Source organism: Pseudomonas sp. OTU5201 (assembly GCF_038440135.1).
Taxonomy (GTDB): Bacteria; Pseudomonadota; Gammaproteobacteria; order Pseudomonadales; family Pseudomonadaceae; genus Metapseudomonas; species Metapseudomonas resinovorans.
Genome location: NZ_JASATC010000003.1, coordinates 155,209 through 171,046 on the forward strand (window position 1 = coordinate 155,209; position 15,838 = coordinate 171,046).

At 64.5% G+C, this 15,838-nt stretch carries 11 protein-coding genes; 8 read left to right on the forward strand and 3 right to left on the reverse strand.

Annotation, left to right across the window (positions count from 1 at the left end; translation table 11 throughout):
- Positions 1-232 precede the first annotated feature (232 nt).
- Entirely contained in the window at positions 233-4,018 is a 3,786-nt protein-coding gene (locus AAHM40_RS03170; protein WP_342243372.1) for a bifunctional diguanylate cyclase/phosphodiesterase, read from the forward strand.
- 217 nt (positions 4,019-4,235) lie between these two features.
- Here the strand turns inward: AAHM40_RS03170 and rimK are convergent, their stop codons facing one another.
- Together rimK and rimB are read right to left on the reverse strand one after the other, a co-directional pair.
- Positions 4,236-5,141 carry a 30S ribosomal protein S6--L-glutamate ligase gene (gene rimK / locus AAHM40_RS03175; RefSeq protein ID WP_342243373.1) on the reverse strand — a complete coding sequence of 302 codons (906 nt, stop codon included), beginning with the start codon at positions 5,139-5,141 and terminating at the stop codon, positions 4,236-4,238.
- Positions 5,138-5,602 carry a retropepsin-like aspartic endopeptidase RimB gene (rimB, locus tag AAHM40_RS03180; protein ID WP_028626791.1) on the reverse strand — a complete coding sequence of 155 codons (465 nt, stop codon included), beginning with the start codon at positions 5,600-5,602 and terminating at the stop codon, positions 5,138-5,140. The genes rimK and rimB overlap by 4 nt, the downstream gene beginning before the upstream one ends.
- Before the next feature lie 120 nt (positions 5,603-5,722).
- Between rimB and AAHM40_RS03185 the strand changes: the two genes are divergently transcribed.
- From AAHM40_RS03185 to AAHM40_RS03205, 5 genes are all read left to right on the forward strand, one after another.
- Positions 5,723-6,124, forward strand: coding sequence for an RNA-binding S4 domain-containing protein (locus AAHM40_RS03185; RefSeq protein WP_342243374.1), 402 nt, complete (start codon positions 5,723-5,725; stop codon positions 6,122-6,124).
- A 144-nt stretch (positions 6,125-6,268) separates the two neighbouring features.
- The gene (hslO, locus tag AAHM40_RS03190; protein WP_342243375.1) at positions 6,269-7,156 is read left to right on the forward strand and encodes an Hsp33 family molecular chaperone HslO; all 888 of its coding nucleotides are present in this window, start codon (positions 6,269-6,271) and stop codon (positions 7,154-7,156) included.
- Between the two features lie 194 nt (positions 7,157-7,350).
- A complete protein-coding gene (locus AAHM40_RS03195) occupies positions 7,351-8,895 on the forward strand; it encodes a phosphoenolpyruvate carboxykinase (RefSeq protein ID WP_342243376.1) in 1,545 nt (514 codons plus the stop codon).
- 113 nt (positions 8,896-9,008) lie between these two features.
- Entirely contained in the window at positions 9,009-10,943 is a 1,935-nt protein-coding gene (locus AAHM40_RS03200) for a RecQ family ATP-dependent DNA helicase (protein WP_342243377.1), read from the forward strand.
- 117 nt (positions 10,944-11,060) lie between these two features.
- Positions 11,061-11,663, forward strand: a complete 603-nt coding sequence (locus tag AAHM40_RS03205; protein WP_342243378.1) for a nitroreductase family protein — start codon at positions 11,061-11,063, stop codon at positions 11,661-11,663.
- A 133-nt stretch (positions 11,664-11,796) separates the two neighbouring features.
- Here AAHM40_RS03205 and AAHM40_RS03210 read toward each other — a convergent pair whose 3' ends face one another.
- Positions 11,797-12,696 (reverse strand): LysR family transcriptional regulator, encoded by a 900-nt coding sequence (locus AAHM40_RS03210; protein WP_342243424.1) that lies wholly within the window; start codon positions 12,694-12,696, stop codon positions 11,797-11,799.
- A gap of 105 nt (positions 12,697-12,801) precedes the next feature.
- Between AAHM40_RS03210 and AAHM40_RS03215 the strand changes: the two genes are divergently transcribed.
- Together AAHM40_RS03215 and AAHM40_RS03220 are read left to right on the forward strand one after the other, a co-directional pair.
- The gene (locus AAHM40_RS03215; RefSeq protein ID WP_342243379.1) at positions 12,802-14,040 is read left to right on the forward strand and encodes a 3-hydroxyacyl-CoA dehydrogenase; all 1,239 of its coding nucleotides are present in this window, start codon (positions 12,802-12,804) and stop codon (positions 14,038-14,040) included.
- Position 14,041: 1 nt separating this feature from the next.
- On the forward strand, positions 14,042-15,832 hold the full coding sequence (locus tag AAHM40_RS03220; protein WP_342243380.1) for an acyl-CoA dehydrogenase C-terminal domain-containing protein: 1,791 nt from the start codon (positions 14,042-14,044) through the stop codon (positions 15,830-15,832).
- Positions 15,833-15,838 lie beyond the last annotated feature (6 nt).

Sequence of the window (15,838 nt, forward strand, 5' to 3'; positions counted from 1 at the left end):
GTCGTTAACTCCGCGTCTTCGCCGATTTCTTCCTAGCCTGACCTTTGCTCGGCTCCTTTTCGTACTAAACGGGATACCGCACGCGCCTTACTGTTGGGCGCTTCTACTCCTGAAATCCCTTCGGGCCCGGATTCAGGCCTGCCATCGGCAGTGATGCCACAGGGCCATTTTTTCGGGGTACGCTAGGCCGGCGCTGGGCTATCCTCAGCTTGCGCACCGACATGAGGTCAGTATGCCAGCTGCTCCCTTCCGACTGCCCCAATGGACTTGGTGGTTACCTTTGCCGCTGCTGCATCTGGCGACCTGGGTGTCTCTGGCGACCCAGGCGACCAGCGGGCTCGCAGTCTGGTATTTGCCCTTCGCCCTCGGCCTTGTGTTCTGCCTCTGGTGGGGCGCCCGGGTGCTGCCCGCCATCTACTTCAATGCCTTGCTCAGCGCCCCCTTGCTGGACTTGAACTGGTACTGGGCGCCGTTCCATGCATTACCGGAAACCCTCAGCGTCGCTGCGGGCTGGTGGGCACTCAAGCGGGCAGGCTGCCACGCCGATCTGCGGGACTTCCCCGAACTGCTGCGCTTCATGCTCTATGGCGTGCTGCTGCCGGTCAGCCTGCTGGTCTACGGCGAGCAGACGGCTTTGATGTTGGCCGGCAGTCCGGTGCGAGACAGCTGGGGAAACGCCGCCCTGCTGGTCTGGCCCGGAGCCTGCCTGACCACCCTGGCCGTGAGCCTGCCGCTGCTGACCTACCTGACCCCAATGTTCAGCCTCCGTGGCTGGGTGCCGGAACCGGTGGAAGCGTTGCCGGAAACCCTGCACCGCCTGCCGCCCTGGCCTTTGCTGCTGGCCCTGGCGTTGCTCATCCCCTGGCTGCTGACGGTGGTGCCGCTGATGCTCACCCTGCCGCCCATTGGCCTGATGATGCTCGGCCTGGCGCTGGTCTGGGGGTTTCCCGGTGCCCTTTGCGGCGCTGGCCTCACCGCACTGACCGTGCTCGCCCTGCCGGCACTGCGTCAACTGGGTGGCGCGGCGCACATGGCCGAGCCGCAGTGGGGCGTCGAGCTCTACTTCAGCGTGCTGTTGCTGATGATGTCGGCACTGTTGGTGGGACGCAGCCTGAGCGACCTGCGCCTGGCCCTTGGTCGTCGTGACGAGATGCAGAAGGAACTGGCCCTGACCAACCTGGCGCTGCAGGCCAGCCCCCTGGGGGTGACCATCGTCGACGCGCGTCAGGCCGATCAGCCGCTGATCTACTGCAACCCGGCTTTCGAGCAGATGAGTGGTTATCCGCGACAGGAGGCCCTGGGCAACCACTGGCGCTTCCTTCTCCACCACGACCGCAACCAGTCCGAGTTGCCGCGTCTGCAAGATGCCCTGCAACGCGGCGAACAGTGCCACCTGGTCCTGCGCAACTACCGCAAGGACGGCAGCCTGTTCTGGAACGAGATCACCGTGGCGCCCATGCGCGACGCTCACGGCATCAGCCATTTCGTCGCGCTGCAGCACGATGTCAGCAGCCGCGAGATGCTCTCCGAGGAACTGGATACCCGCCGTGACGAGTTGCTGCGCCAGACCCACCTGTTGAACCAGACTGAAGCCATCGCCGACATCGGCAGCTGGGTGTTGGAGATTTCCACCCTGAAGATGGCCTGGAGCGAAGGTAGCTTCCGCATCTACGAGCTGGACCCTGGCGCCGGTGCGCCCAGCCTTGGCCAGATGCTCAGCTTCTTCGATCCGGCCAGTCGAGCCATTCTGGAAGACACCCTGGAGCAGTGCCTGCGCAGCACCGAGCCCTTCGAGGTGGAACTGCGCATGCAGGGCGCCCGGGGCACCACGCGCTGGCTGCGGATCAAGGGCCTGGCCGAGCACGATGGCGACCAGGTGATCCGTATCTACGGCGCCATGCTCGACCTGACCGGCCAGAAACGCGCAGAGCGCTTGCAGCACGAACGCGACAAGCACCTGCACCTGTTCTTCGAAGCGCCGCTGATCGGCATGGCCCTGTGTACCCCGGACCAGCGCTGGGAGGAGGTCAACTACAAGCTCTGCAGTATCCTCGGCCGCTCCCGCGAACAACTGCGGGGTGTCGACTGGATGAGCATGACGTTGGCCGAGGACCGCGCCGCCGAGGAAGCCCTGCTGGAAGAGGTGCGCAAGGGCGAGCGCGACGGCTACGAGCTGGACAAACGCTTCATGAAGGGCACCGGCGGTACCGTGCATACGCGGGTCAACGTGCGCGGTGTGCGTGACCTTGATGGCCAGCTCTATGCGTTGCTGGCATTGGTGGAAGACATCAGCGCCCGTCGCGAGGCTGAGGCGCGCTACCGCACCCTCGTGGAGCACGCGCCGGAAGCCATCCTGGTATTCGACCCGCAGCGTGGCATAGTCGAGGCCAACGAGAATGCTGCGCGTTTGTTCGGCCTTTCCCGCGAACAGCTGCACGGCCACATGCCCACCGACTTCAGCCCACCGCTGCAGGCCGATGGCCGCTCTTCGCGGGAGCTGGGCAACGCCTACACCCGCGTGGCGCTCAAGGGTGAGACCCCGACGTTCGACTGGCTGATGCGTGACGTCAACGGCCGTGTACGCCCGTGCGAGGTGCGCCTGGTGCGCCTGCCTGGAGAGGGAAGGCCGCTGATCCGCCTGAGTATTACCGATATCTCCGAGCGCCAGCGCTACCAGCGCGAGATCGAGCGCCTGGCCTATAGCGACGAACTTACCGGCCTGCCCAATCGCCGCCTGCTGCTCGACCGCCTGCAGCACGCCATGGCCCGCGAGCAGCGCGAAGAGCGCTTCGGTGCGCTTCTGTTCATCGACCTGGATCACTTCAAGACGGTCAACGACAGCCTCGGTCACCCGGTGGGCGACGCCCTGCTGCGGGAAGTCACCGCGCGGCTCGCCGGTTGCCTGCGCAATGAAGACACCCTGGCGCGTCTCGGTGGCGACGAGTTCGTGGTACTGCTCGAGGCCATGGCCGATACCCCGGAGCAGGCCGGCAAGCTGGCCGCCGAGGTCGGGGACAAGCTGCTGCAGAGCCTGCATGGCAGCTACGTCATCGGCGAGCACGAGTTGGTGGTCAGCGCCAGCATTGGCATCGCCCTGCATCCTTTCACCGAACAGGTTGCCGCTGACGTACTCAAACAGGCGGACACCGCCATGTACCGGGCCAAGCAGTCCGGACGCAATGCGCTGCATTTCTTCGCCCCGGAAATGCAAGCGGCCATCGACCAGCGCCTGCAACTGCAGAACGAGTTGCGCCAGGCCATCGATCGCGGCCAGTTGGGGCTCGAATTCCAGCCCCAGATGGCCCTTGCCGATGGTCAGGTACTGGGCGCCGAGGCCCTGATGCGCTGGCACCACCCCACCCGCGGCGAGGTGCCGCCGGCGCAGTTCATTCCGCTGGCGGAAGAAACCGGTCTGATCATCGAGCTGTCGGACTGGATGTTGGAGCGCGCCTGTTCGTGCCTGGCCAATTGGCAGGCCGATCTGCCGCGGCTGGTGCTGGCCATCAACGTCAGCCCCCGCGAACTGCGCAAGCCTGGATTCGTCGAGCGCATCAGCAGCGCGCTGCAGCGCCACGGTGTGCCGGCGGGGCGGCTGGAGCTGGAAATTACCGAGGGCAGCCTGCTGGAAGAAGTCGAGCAGTGCATCGCCGCCATGCAGGCGCTCAAGGCCCTGGGCGTGCGTTTCGCCATCGACGACTTTGGTACCGGTTATTCATCCCTGGCCTACCTCAAGCGCCTGCCGTTGGACCGACTGAAGATCGACCGCAGTTTCGTCGATGGCCTGGCCGTCGACGCGAGCGACCTGGCCCTGGTGGAAACCATCCTGGCCATCGGCCGCAACCTGGGCCTGGAATGCATTGCCGAAGGCATCGAGAGCGAGGAGCAGCTGTCCATGTTGCGCCAGCGTGGTTGCGAGCTGGGCCAGGGCTACTACTTCAGCCGGCCACTGGATGAGGCCGGCTTCCGTGCCTGGATACGTGAGCGCGAGGGGCGGCAGGTGCTGGAGCGCAGCTTGTAGGGCGCCCTGCCTTTTTGTGGTAGCGAATTCATTCGCGAATGAATTCGCTACCACGGATTTCCCTGGACGGTCGCCGGATTAACGAATTCTCCGGCGTCGCAAAGATCGATCTTGCAGCAGACATCCCTGTCGTGGCCCCGCTGCTCACGTTGAACCTCAGCCCGACCATCCCTGACCGGTCGTTCGCCGGGGCAACGCATGCGTTGCCTTATCCGGCTTACCCCTTGCCCTTGGTACGCGTCGAGTTGGGGCAGGCGTTCTTTTCCAGATACTGGATGATGATGCCGGCTACATCTTGCCCGGTGGTGGTTTCGATGCCTTCCAGGCCGGGCGAGGAGTTCACCTCCATCACCAGCGGTCCGTGGTTGGAGCGCAGGATGTCCACGCCCGCCACCGACAGCCCCATCACCTTGGCGGCGCGAATGGCGGTCATGCGCTCTTCCGGCGTGATCTTGATCAGGCTGGCGCTGCCGCCGCGGTGCAGGTTGGAGCGGAATTCGCCGGGCTTGGCCTGGCGCTTCATCGCTGCGATCACTTTGTCGCCCACCACGAAGCAGCGGATGTCAGCGCCACCGGCTTCACGGATGTACTCCTGCACCATGATGTTCTGCTTCAGGCCCATGAAGGCCTCGATCACGGATTCGGCGGCCTTCTCTGTCTCGCACAGCACCACACCGATGCCTTGGGTGCCTTCCAGCACCTTGATGACCAGCGGCGCCCCATTGACCATGCGGATCAGGTCGGGGATGTCGTCGGGGGAGTGGGCGAAACCGGTCACCGGCAGGCCGATGCCCTTGCGCGACAGCAGTTGCAGCGAGCGAAGCTTGTCCCGCGAGCGGGTGATCGCTACGGACTCGTTGAGCGGGAACACGCCCATCATTTCGAACTGGCGCAGCACGGCACAGCCATAGAAAGTGACCGAGGCGCCAATACGCGGGATCACCGCATCGAAGCCTTCCAGTGCCTGGCCGCGATAGTGGATCTGCGGCTTGTGACTGGCGATGTTCATATAGGCGCGCAGGGTGTCTATGACCACCATCTCATGGCCGCGCTGCTGGCCAGCCTCTACCAGGCGGCGAGTCGAATACAGGCGCGGATTGCGCGATAACACGGCGATTTTCATTGGGCACCCGGAAGGGAAAGTGTCGGTTTTTCCTGAACGTAGGTGAGGGCCGGGTTGACCACCAGTTGCGCCTGCACCAGGGCCTTGGAGCCCAGCAGTACGCGGTAACGCATGGTCTTGCGGCAGGCCAGAGTGAACTCGATGGGCCAGACCCGGTCACCCAGGGCGAGCAGCGTGCGGATGACGTAGCGGGTCTGTGCCTGGCCGTTGGAGCTTTTTATGGTCTTTACCGTGACCACCTGCGCCTCGCAGCGGTGACGCCGTTGCACCAGGGTGCCGAGGTGCGCGGTGAACCGGACCCAGCGCTCGCCGCTCTTCTCGAACGGGACGATGTCGCTGGCATGCAGGGTGGAGGTGCTGGCCCCGGTATCGATCTTCGCGCGTAGGCCAACCATGCCAAGTTCTGGCAGGGCGATCCATTCGCGGAGTCCGATTACGGAGAGATGGTCGAAAGTCTTCAATGCAGGCTTTCCGGTAAAGTTGGCGCATTCTAGTGGGCCGATGTGACAACTGCATCAGGCCCTGGCTGAGCTTAGACCGGGCTGACGAATGGGGCAGCCCTGGCGGGATGGAAACGAGTCATGCGTGAGAAAGACGAAAAAGACGACAAGGTTCGCCTCGACAAGTGGCTCTGGGCTGCGCGCTTCTACAAGACCCGTGCCTTGGCAAAAGAAGCCATCGAGGGCGGCAAGGTCCACCACCATGGCGAGCGCTGCAAGCCGTGGAAGGAGCCGAGGGTCGGTGACGAATACGTGATCCGCGCCGGCTTCGACGAGCGCACCGTGGTCGTTCGCGCGCTGTCCGCAGTGCGTCGCGGGGCCCCCGAAGCGCAGGCCCTCTACGAGGAAACCGCCGAGAGCCTGACCAAGCGCGAAGCGTCCGCCGCCATGCGCAAGGCCGGCGCCCTGGGCATCCAGACCGACGGTCGGCCAACCAAGAAACAGCGCCGACAGATCCATTTCCTGCGCGGCGGTCACGAGTAAGGCGGCGACGCAATCGGGCGGCGTTGGGTATCGATAGAAAACACCCGCGCCAGCGATAGACAACCGGCCCTTGGTCAGTCAACGGATTTGCGCATAAAATCGCCAGCCTTTCGGCCAAATTGGCCCAAATGCAGCGAGTCCGGCATGACCGATTTCACCCAACGTTTTCTGTTCGACGACACCGATGTGCGTGGCGAACTGGTCTCCCTCGGCGAGAGCTACGCTCACGTCCTGGCCAAGCACCCCTACCCGGAGCCGGTTGCCCAACTGCTCGGTGAAATGCTCGCGGCCGCTTCCCTGCTGGTCGGCACCCTGAAGTTCGACGGCCTGCTGGTGCTGCAGGCGCGCTCGAGCGGCGCAGTTCCTCTGCTGATGGTGGAATGCTCCAGCGATCGCGAAGTGCGCGGCATCGCCCGTTACCACGCGAGCCAGGTCACCCCCGGTGCCGGTCTGCACGAACTGATGCCCGAAGGTTCGCTGACCCTGACCGTGGACCCGAAGCAGGGCCAGCGCTACCAGGGCATCGTCGCCCTCGAAGGCGCCTGCCTGGCTGAATCCCTCTCCGGCTACTTCGACAACTCCCAGCAACTGCCCACTCGGTTCTGGCTTTACGCCGATGGTCGCAATGCCCGTGGCATGTTGCTCCAGGCCCTGCCGGCCGACCGACTGAAGGACCCAGAGGCTCGCGAGGCCAATTGGCAGCACCTCACCACCCTGGCCGACACGCTGACCGCCGAGGAACTACTCGGCCTGGACAACGAAACCGTGCTGCATCGCCTCTATCATGAAGAAGCGGTGCGCCTGTTCGATCCGCAGGTCATCCATTTCCGCTGCAGCTGCTCGCGCCAGCGTTCGGCCAATGCATTGGTCAGCCTGGGCAAGGACGACGCGCAAGCCCTGCTGCAGGAAAGCGGCGGCAACGTGGTGATCGACTGCCAGTTCTGCAACCAGCGCTACAGCTTCGACGCGGCGGATATCGCCCAGTTGTTCGCCGGTGGCGGCAGTGCGGCGCCTTCAGAAACGCGCCACTGAATATGTAGCGTGCCCGCAAGGTCGCTGCGTGACCGGAGTGCGATTATCGGTCAGGAATATGCCCGACTGACAGGAGGTTTCTACCCAAAGCGGGCTTTTCTGGCATAATCGCGCGCACTTTTTTCGCTGTAGGGGGTCGCAGTACCCACTACAAATCGTTTGGAGGACTCGGCTTTTCGCCGACGGGGAACCACATGACGCAAGCCAATACCGCCGTGTACACCGATATCAGCGCCGCGCAACTGGTCGAAGAGGCCATCCGCCGTGGCGAGGGTGAACTGGCCGCCAACGGTTCGTTGGTCGTCCAGACCGGCCACCGCACCGGTCGTTCTCCGGCAGATCGTTTCATCGTTCAAGAGCCGAGCACCGAAGCCAAGATCGCCTGGGGCAACATCAACCGCCCCTTCCCGGCAGACAAATTCGATGCACTGTGGGCTCGCGTTGAAGCTTATGTGACCGAGCGTGAGCGTTTCGTTTCGCATGTGCACGTTGGTTCGGATCCCGAGCACTACCTGGCCGTCAAGATGACCACCGAGACCGCCTGGCACAACCTGTTCGGCCGTTGCCTGTTCATCAACCCGGAACAGTACAACCCGCAGTCCCGCCAGGAATGGCAGATCATCAACGCGCCGAACTTCGTCTGCGAGCCGGAGCGTGATGGCACCAACTCCGATGGTTGCGTGATCCTCAACTTCGCCGCCAAGAAAGTCCTGATCGCCGGCATGCGCTACGCCGGTGAGATGAAGAAGGCCATGTTCTCCGTGCAGAACTTCCTGCTGCCGGAGAAAGACGTGCTGCCGATGCACTGCGCCGCCAACGTTGGCGAAGAAGGCGACACCACCCTGTTCTTCGGCCTGTCCGGCACCGGCAAGACCACCTTGTCTGCTGACGAAAGCCGTTACCTGATCGGTGACGACGAGCACGGCTGGGGCGTGGGCACTGTGTTCAACATCGAAGGCGGTTGCTATGCCAAGTGCATCGACCTGTCCGAGAAGAACGAGCCGGTAATCTGGAAGGCCATCCAGTTCGGCGCCGTGCTGGAAAACGTGGTACTGAACCCGGAAACCCGCCTGCCCGACTACAGCGATGACAGCCTGACCCAGAACACCCGTGCGGCCTACCCGCTGCACCTGGTCGAGAAGCGCGTCGAGGCCAACCGTGCCGGCGAGCCGAACGCAGTGATCTTCCTGACCTGCGACCTGACCGGCGTACTGCCGCCCGTTTCCATCCTGAACAACGAGCAGGCTGCCTACCACTTCCTGTCTGGCTACACCGCGCTGGTCGGCTCCACCGAAATGGGTTCCGGCGGCGGCATCAAGTCCACCTTCTCCACCTGCTTCGGCGCGCCGTTCTTCCCGCGTCCGGCTGGCGAGTACGCAGAGCTGCTGATCAAGCGCATCCAGGGCTTCGGCTCCAAGGTGTACCTGGTCAACACCGGCTGGACCGGCGGTGGCTACGGCGTTGGCAAGCGCTTCAACATCCCGACCACCCGTGGCGTGATCGCTGCCATCCAGAGCGGTGCCCTGATCGGTGCCGAGACCGAGCACCTGGACACCATCAACCTGGACGTGCCGAAGGCCGTTCCGGGCGTCGAAACCAACCTGCTCAACCCGCGCAACACCTGGGCTGACAAGGCTGCCTACGACGAAGCTGCCAAGGCCCTGGCCAAGCAGTTCGTCGAGAACTTCAAGAAGTTCGACGTCTCCGACGCCATCAAGAACGCCGGCCCGCAGCTCTAAGCCGCCCCGCGTCCTTGTCGAAGAAGCCGCCTCCGGGCGGCTTTTTCATTTGGCTCAGTAGGGTCCTCCCAAGGATGAGAGGCTCGCCTATGACTGGTACAGGAGAGACCCGCATGCTCGACACCCTCGCTCGCGTCTTCGGCTACGACCATTTCCGCCCCGGCCAGGAAGCCGCCATCTCCGCCGTGCTGGCTGGTCGCTCGGCCGCCGCCATCTTCCCCACCGGGTCCGGCAAGTCACTGTGCTACCAGTTGCCGGCGTTGCACCTGCCGCACCGGACCCTGGTGGTGTCGCCACTGCTGGCCCTGATGCAGGACCAACTGGCCTTCCTTCACCGCCACGGCATCGCCGCCGCCAGTATCGACTCGGCGCAGAGCCGCGAGGAGGTCGCCGAGGTCATGGCGCGGGCCCGTTCCGGCGAGCTGAAGATCCTGATGATCTCCGTGGAGCGTCTGAAGAACGAGCGCTTCCGCAGCTTCATCCAGCAGGTGCCGATTTCCCTGCTGGTGGTGGACGAGGCCCACTGCATTTCCGAATGGGGCCACAACTTCCGCCCCGACTACCTCAAGCTGCCCGAGTACCAGCGCCAGTTCGGCATTCCCCAGGTGCTGTTGCTGACCGCCACCGCGACGCCGACGGTGATCGTCGACATGCAGCGCAAGTTTGCTATCGCCGACGCCGATGTCATCACCACCGGCTTCTATCGCCCCAATCTCAACCTGCTGGTGGAGCCTGTAGCCGGCGCACGCAAACTGCAGCGGCTGGTGGATTGGCTGGGCTCCCGCGTCGGGCAGCCGGCCATCGTCTACGTGACCCTGCAAAAGACCGCTGAAGAGGTTGCCAGGCACCTCAGCGAGCGCGGCATCGCTGCCAGCGCTTACCACGCCGGAATGCCCATTGAAGCGCGCGAAGCACTGCAGCGCCGGTTCATGGCCGGAGAGGTCAATGTGATGGTCGCCACCATTGCCTTCGGCATGGGCATCGACAAGAGCGACATCCGCCAGGTCGTGCACTACGACCTGCCCAAATCGGTGGAGAACTACAGCCAGGAGATTGGCCGCGCCGGGCGTGACGGCCAGCCTTCGGATTGCCTGGTGCTGGCGAACCGCGACAGCCTGAACGTGCTGGAAAACTTCGTCTACGGCGACACCCCGGAGTCGTCCGGCATCCGCCAGGTGCTGGCGGAGCTCAAGGCGGCGGGGCAGGGCGGCGACCGCTGGGAGCTGATGCTCGGCGCGCTCTCCGACCAGAGCAATATTCGTCAGTTACCGCTCAAGACGCTGCTGGTGCAACTGGAGCTTCGCGGCATCATCGCGCCGCTGTTCGCCTACTTTGCCGAGTACCGCTTCAAGTACCTGCTCGAGCCTGAAGCGCTGGTGGCGAAGTTCGAAGGCGAGCGCCGCCAGTTCGTCGAGGCGCTGGTGCGTACCTCAACCCGCGCGCGCACCTGGTGCACGGTGGATTTCGACAGCCTCTACCGCCAGTACAGCGCCGAACGCAGCCGTGTGGTGAAGGCCTTGGATTACTTCCAGGAGCGCGGCTGGATCGAGCTGGAAAGCAAGCAGATGACCGAGGTCTACGCCGTGCTGAGGCCCGATTTCGATACGGACGCGCTGGCCGCCGAACTGCACAGCTACTTCCGCCAGCAGGAAGACAGCGAGATCGCCCGGATCCAGGCAATGCTGGCGCTATTCGCCAGCGAGACTTGCCTCAGCGCGCGACTGGCCCATTACTTTGGCGACCGCGATGTGCCGGAGCGTTGCGGCCATTGCTCGGTCTGCCACGGCCGCGTGGCACGCCTGCCCGCGCCGCCGGCACTTGCTCCGCTCGCGGAGCGCAGCTTCAGTGCTCTGTGCGGCGGTTTCATCCAGCGCTTCGCGGAACTGAAGGGCGAATCCCCCAGCGCCGAGTGCCTGACCCGCCTGCTCTGTGGCATCAGCGCGCCGCTCTTCACCCGGCTCAAGGCGCGCAACCTGCAGGGCTTCGCCGCGCTGGAGGCTTATCCCTACGCTGAGGTGCGCGACTGGGTGAGTCAGCAAGCAGGCTGAGACTCATCGCGGCATTCTGATTTTTTGATGGGTTTAATCATTAATCAGCGTTGGTAGCGGGCGTGTCGGCTGCTTAGGATGGCGCACTTTCAATTTCGCCACTCCTAGGAGCACTCCATGCATATTGATGAAGCCATCCGTAGCCGCCGCGCCATCAAGGGCTACGACACCAATCACAGCATCAGCCGTGAACAGAAGGACGAACTGCTGCAATTGGCCCTGCTCGCGCCTACCGCCTTCAACCTGCAGCACGTGCGCCTGGTGGAAGTCAGCGATCCGGCCCTGCGTCAGCGCATTCGCGACGTGGCCTGGGACCAGGCCCAGGTGACCGAGGCTTCGATGCTGGTGATCGTCTGCGCGCGCCTCGACGCCTGGGAAAAGGACGCCGCCCGCGTCTGGGCCGAAGCTCCGCAGCCGGTGCAGGACTTCATGGCCGGCGCCATCGACAACTACTACCGTGACAAGCCCCGCGTGCAGCGTGACGAAGTGATGCGCAGCTGTGGCCTGGTGGCCCAGACCCTGATGCTCGCCGCTCGTGGCAAGGGGCTGGATACCTGCCCCATGGACGGCTTCGACTTCGACGCCGTAGCCGATCTGATCCGCCTTCCGGAAAACCACGCCATCGGCCTGATGGTCGCGGTGGGCAAGCAGGCCGCCCCGGCCAAGCCGCGCATCGGCAAGCTGGCCTTCGACGAGGCGGTGATCCGCGACCGGTTCTGACTCCGGGGCTGTCCCGTCGGGTGGATAGCGCTTTTCTATCCACCGACGGCGTCTTGCCGAACCCCGATGGTGGACCGGTAAAGCGTGGTCCACCCTGAAAACGCCGCCGCTGCCTTGTGCCGCGGCGGCGTTTTCATGTCCTGCCAATGGCCATCAAGCGCTCGATTAGCCATTGCAGCGCTTCGTCCTCTTCACGCTGGGCCACGCTCACCAGGTCGAGATGAAAGGGGCCGAGGGCGAAGGGCAGGGGCTGCACCAGCAAGGGCAGCAGGCTGGCGAAGTGCTGGGCCAGCCGCGCCGGCAGCACCACGGTGAGGTCGGTACCGGCCACGATGTGCGCCGCCTGCAGGTAGTTCGGCGTGGTGTAGACGATGTCCCGCGCCAGGCCTTGTTCCCCCAGCCACTGATCGACCATGCCTTTGGTCTGGCCACCGTGTACCCAGAGGTGACGTAGCCTGAGGAAGCTGGACAGGTCGGGCGCTTCCTGCAATTGCGGATGGTCGCGCCGGGCGACCAGCCGCAGCGACTCGCTCATCCAGCGGCGGCTGGCGAAACGCGAAGGAATGCTTTCGAAGCGGCCCAGCACCAGGTCCAGTTCACCCTGGTCCAGCGCGGCGGAGGGCAGGCTCGGCGAGAGATGGCGGATGGCGATCTTCACCCCCGGCGCTTCTTCGGCCAGTTGCTGCAGCAGGCGCGGCATGCAGATCAGCTCCACATAGTCCGTCACGGCGATGGTGAAGCGCTGACGGCTGCGCGCCGGGTCGAAGCCTTCGCCGATGACGAGGCTCTGTTCGATCTGTTTGAGCGCGGCGCGAATGGGCGTTTCCAGGGCCAGCGCCCGCGGCGTGGGCTGCATCGCCCGGCCCACGCGTACCAGAAGCGGGTCGCCGAGCAGTTCGCGCAGGCGGTTGAGTGCATTGCTCACCGCCGGCTGGCTGAGGGACAGGCGCTCCGCCGCGCGGGAGACGTTGCGCTCGCGCAGCAGGGCGTCCAGCACCCGCAGGAGGTTGAGATCGAAGTTGGAGATATTCACCAGGGGAATGCCACGTATCACAAGACTAAATTTCAAAAATAGTACCGGCTTCCTTAAGGTGATTGGCGATTTTGTCTCCCCATCAGAACAACAAGAGGGCCACCCATGACCCAGAGCGTATTCAACATCCAGCGGGCCGCCGTGATCGGCGCCGGCACCATGGGCCGCGGTATCGTCATGAGCCTGGCCAGCGCCGGCCTTGATGTCCGCTGGCTGGACAACAACCCGCAGATGCTCGAACAGGCACAAGGGGCGGTTGCCGACACCTACGCCCACAACGTACGCCAGGGGCGCATCAGCGAGGCCCAGGCTGCCGAGCGTGTGGCGCGCATCCAGGCGGTGGGCAGCTACGACGACCTGGCGGAGGTCGACCTGGTGATCGAGGCGGTGTTTGAAAACCTCGAACTCAAGCAAGCCATCTTCCGTGAGCTGGATGCCCGCCTGAAGCCGGACGCCATCCTCGCCAGCAACACCTCGGCCCTGGACATCGACGCCATTGCCGCCATCACCCAGCGCCCGCAACAGGTTCTCGGCCTGCACTTCTTCAGCCCGGCGCACATCATGAAGCTGCTGGAAATCGTCCGTGGCGCGCGCACCGCCCCAGACGTTCTCGACGCCGCCCAGGAACTGGGCAAGCGCATGGGCAAGGTCAGTGTGGTGGCGGGGAACTGCAAGGGTTTCATCGGCAACCGCATGCTTCACACCTATGTGCGCGAGGCGCGGATGCTGCTGCTGGAGGGTGCCTTCCCGCACCAGGTGGATAGCACCCTGCAAGGCTTCGGATTCGCCATGGGTCCGTTCCGCATGTACGACGTGGTGGGCATCGACCTGGAGTGGCGCGCCCGCGAATTGGCCGGCAAAGGCCAGGACGACCCGGCGGTACAGGTGGACAACCGCCTCTGCGGCCTCGGTCGCTTCGGCCAGAAGGCGCGCATGGGCTACTACCGCTACGCCGAAGGCAGCCGTCAGGCCGAACACGACCCTGAGGTTGATGCGCTGGTGCTGCAGGTTTCCGAGCAACTCGGCTTTTTGCGCCGCGATATCGGCCCGGAGGAAATCCTCGAGCGTTGCCTGCTGGCCCTGGTCAATGAAGGGGCGAAGATTCTCGAAGAAGGCATCGCCACTTCCAGCGCCGATATCGACACCGTTTACCTCAATGGCTACGGCTTCCCGGCGGACAAGGGCGGGCCAATGGCCTGGGCCGACAACCAGGGTCTGCCTGCCATTCGCGGGCGCCTGGATGCCCTGGCCGAACGCTTCGGCACCCACTGGCAACCGGCCAACTTGATCTGCCGGCTGGCTGAATCCGATGGCCGCTTTGCCGATTTCCAAGAGGAGGCCTGACATGGCTTACAAGGCACCCCTGCGTGATATGCGCTTTGTGCTTCACGAACTCTTCGATGTTTCCAGCCACTGCGAGCTGCTGGCCAACGGCCTGGACCGCGAGCTGATTGACGGCGTGCTGGAAGAGGGCGCGCGTTATGCCAGCGAAGTGGTTTCGCCGCTCAACCGTAACAGCGACGAGGAAGGCGTGACCCTGGCACAGGGCGCGGTGACCACACCTCGGGGCTTCCGCGAAGCCTATCGGCAGTATTGCGACAACGGCTGGGCGAGCATGACCGGGCCGCAGGAGTTTGGTGGCCAGGGATTCCCGCAGATGGTCGCCTGCAACTTCCACGAGATGCTGATGGGCGCCAGTCTGTCCTTCCGTGTCTATTCCGGCCTCACTGAAGGCGCTGTGGTAGCGCTGCACAAGCACGGCAGCGACGCACTCAAGCAGGCCTACCTGGAAAAACTGGTGAGCGGTCAGTGGGCCGGCACCATGTGCCTGACCGAGCCTCAGGCCGGCACCGACCTGGCCCTGCTGCGCACCCGCGCCGAGCCTCAGGCCGATGGCAGCTACAAGGTCAGCGGCAGCAAGATCTTCATCAGCGGCGGTGAGCAGGACCTTTCCGAGAACATCGTCCACCTGGTGCTGGCGCGCCTGCCGGATGCCCCTGCCGGAGTGAAGGGCATCAGCCTGCTGCTGGTGCCCAAGTTCATCGCCAACCCCGACGGTACGCCTGGGACGAAGAACGCCCTGGGTTGCGGCGCCATCGAGCACAAGATGGGCATCAAGGGCGCGGCCACCTGCGTCATGAACTTCGACGGTGCTACTGGCTGGCTGATCGGCGAAGCCAACCAGGGCCTGGCCTGCATGTTCACCATGATGAACGACGCGCGCTTCCAGGTTGGCCTGCAAGGGCTCGGCATTGGCGAGCAGGCCTTCCAGGGGGCTCTGGCCTATGCCCGTGAACGCCTGCAGTCACGCGCCCTCAGCGGCCCGGCGGCGCCGGACAAGCCCGCTGACCCGATCATCCACCACCCCGACGTGCGGCGCATGCTGCTGACCCAGAAGACCCTGGTGGAAGGCAGCCGCATGCTGGCCGCCTATTGCGGACGCCAACTGGACCTGGAGCACGGGCACCCGGACGTCGGCCAGCGCAAGACGGCCGGCCGCCGCGCGGCACTGCTGATCCCCATCGTCAAAGCCTTCCTCACCGACATGGGGCAGGAGGTGGCCAGTCTGGGTGTGCAGATCTATGGAGGTCACGGCTTCATCCGCGAGTGGGGCATGGAACAGCTGATGCGCGACAGCCGCATTACGCAAATCTACGAAGGCACCAACGGCATCCAGGCGCTCGACCTGATCCGCCGCAAGCTGATGGGTGATGGCGGTGCTGAACTGACCGCATTGCAGGATGAGTTCGCTGCCCTGGCCGATGCCCAGGCCAGCCGTGGGGAGCTGGCCGAGCTGGCCGGCGCGGTACTGGCACGCCTGCAGGAGTGGCGTGCCCTGACCGTCACCTTGCTGGATCGGGTACGGGAGGACCCGGAGGAAATCGGCGCCGCCTCGGTGGACTTCCTCCAATACTCCGCCTATGTGCTATTGGCAGGGTTCTGGTTGCAGGCTGCGGCCCGCGCCCAGGACGCACTGGGCGCGGGCACGTCGGACGTGGACTTCTACCAGGCCAAACTGCACAGCGCGCGCTTCTACATGCGCCGCGTGCTGCCGCGTGCCAGCGGTCACCGTGAAGCCCTGTTGGGTGGCGCGGATTGCCTGATGGCCTTGCCCGAGGCGCATTTCGCGTTCTGAGCCTGC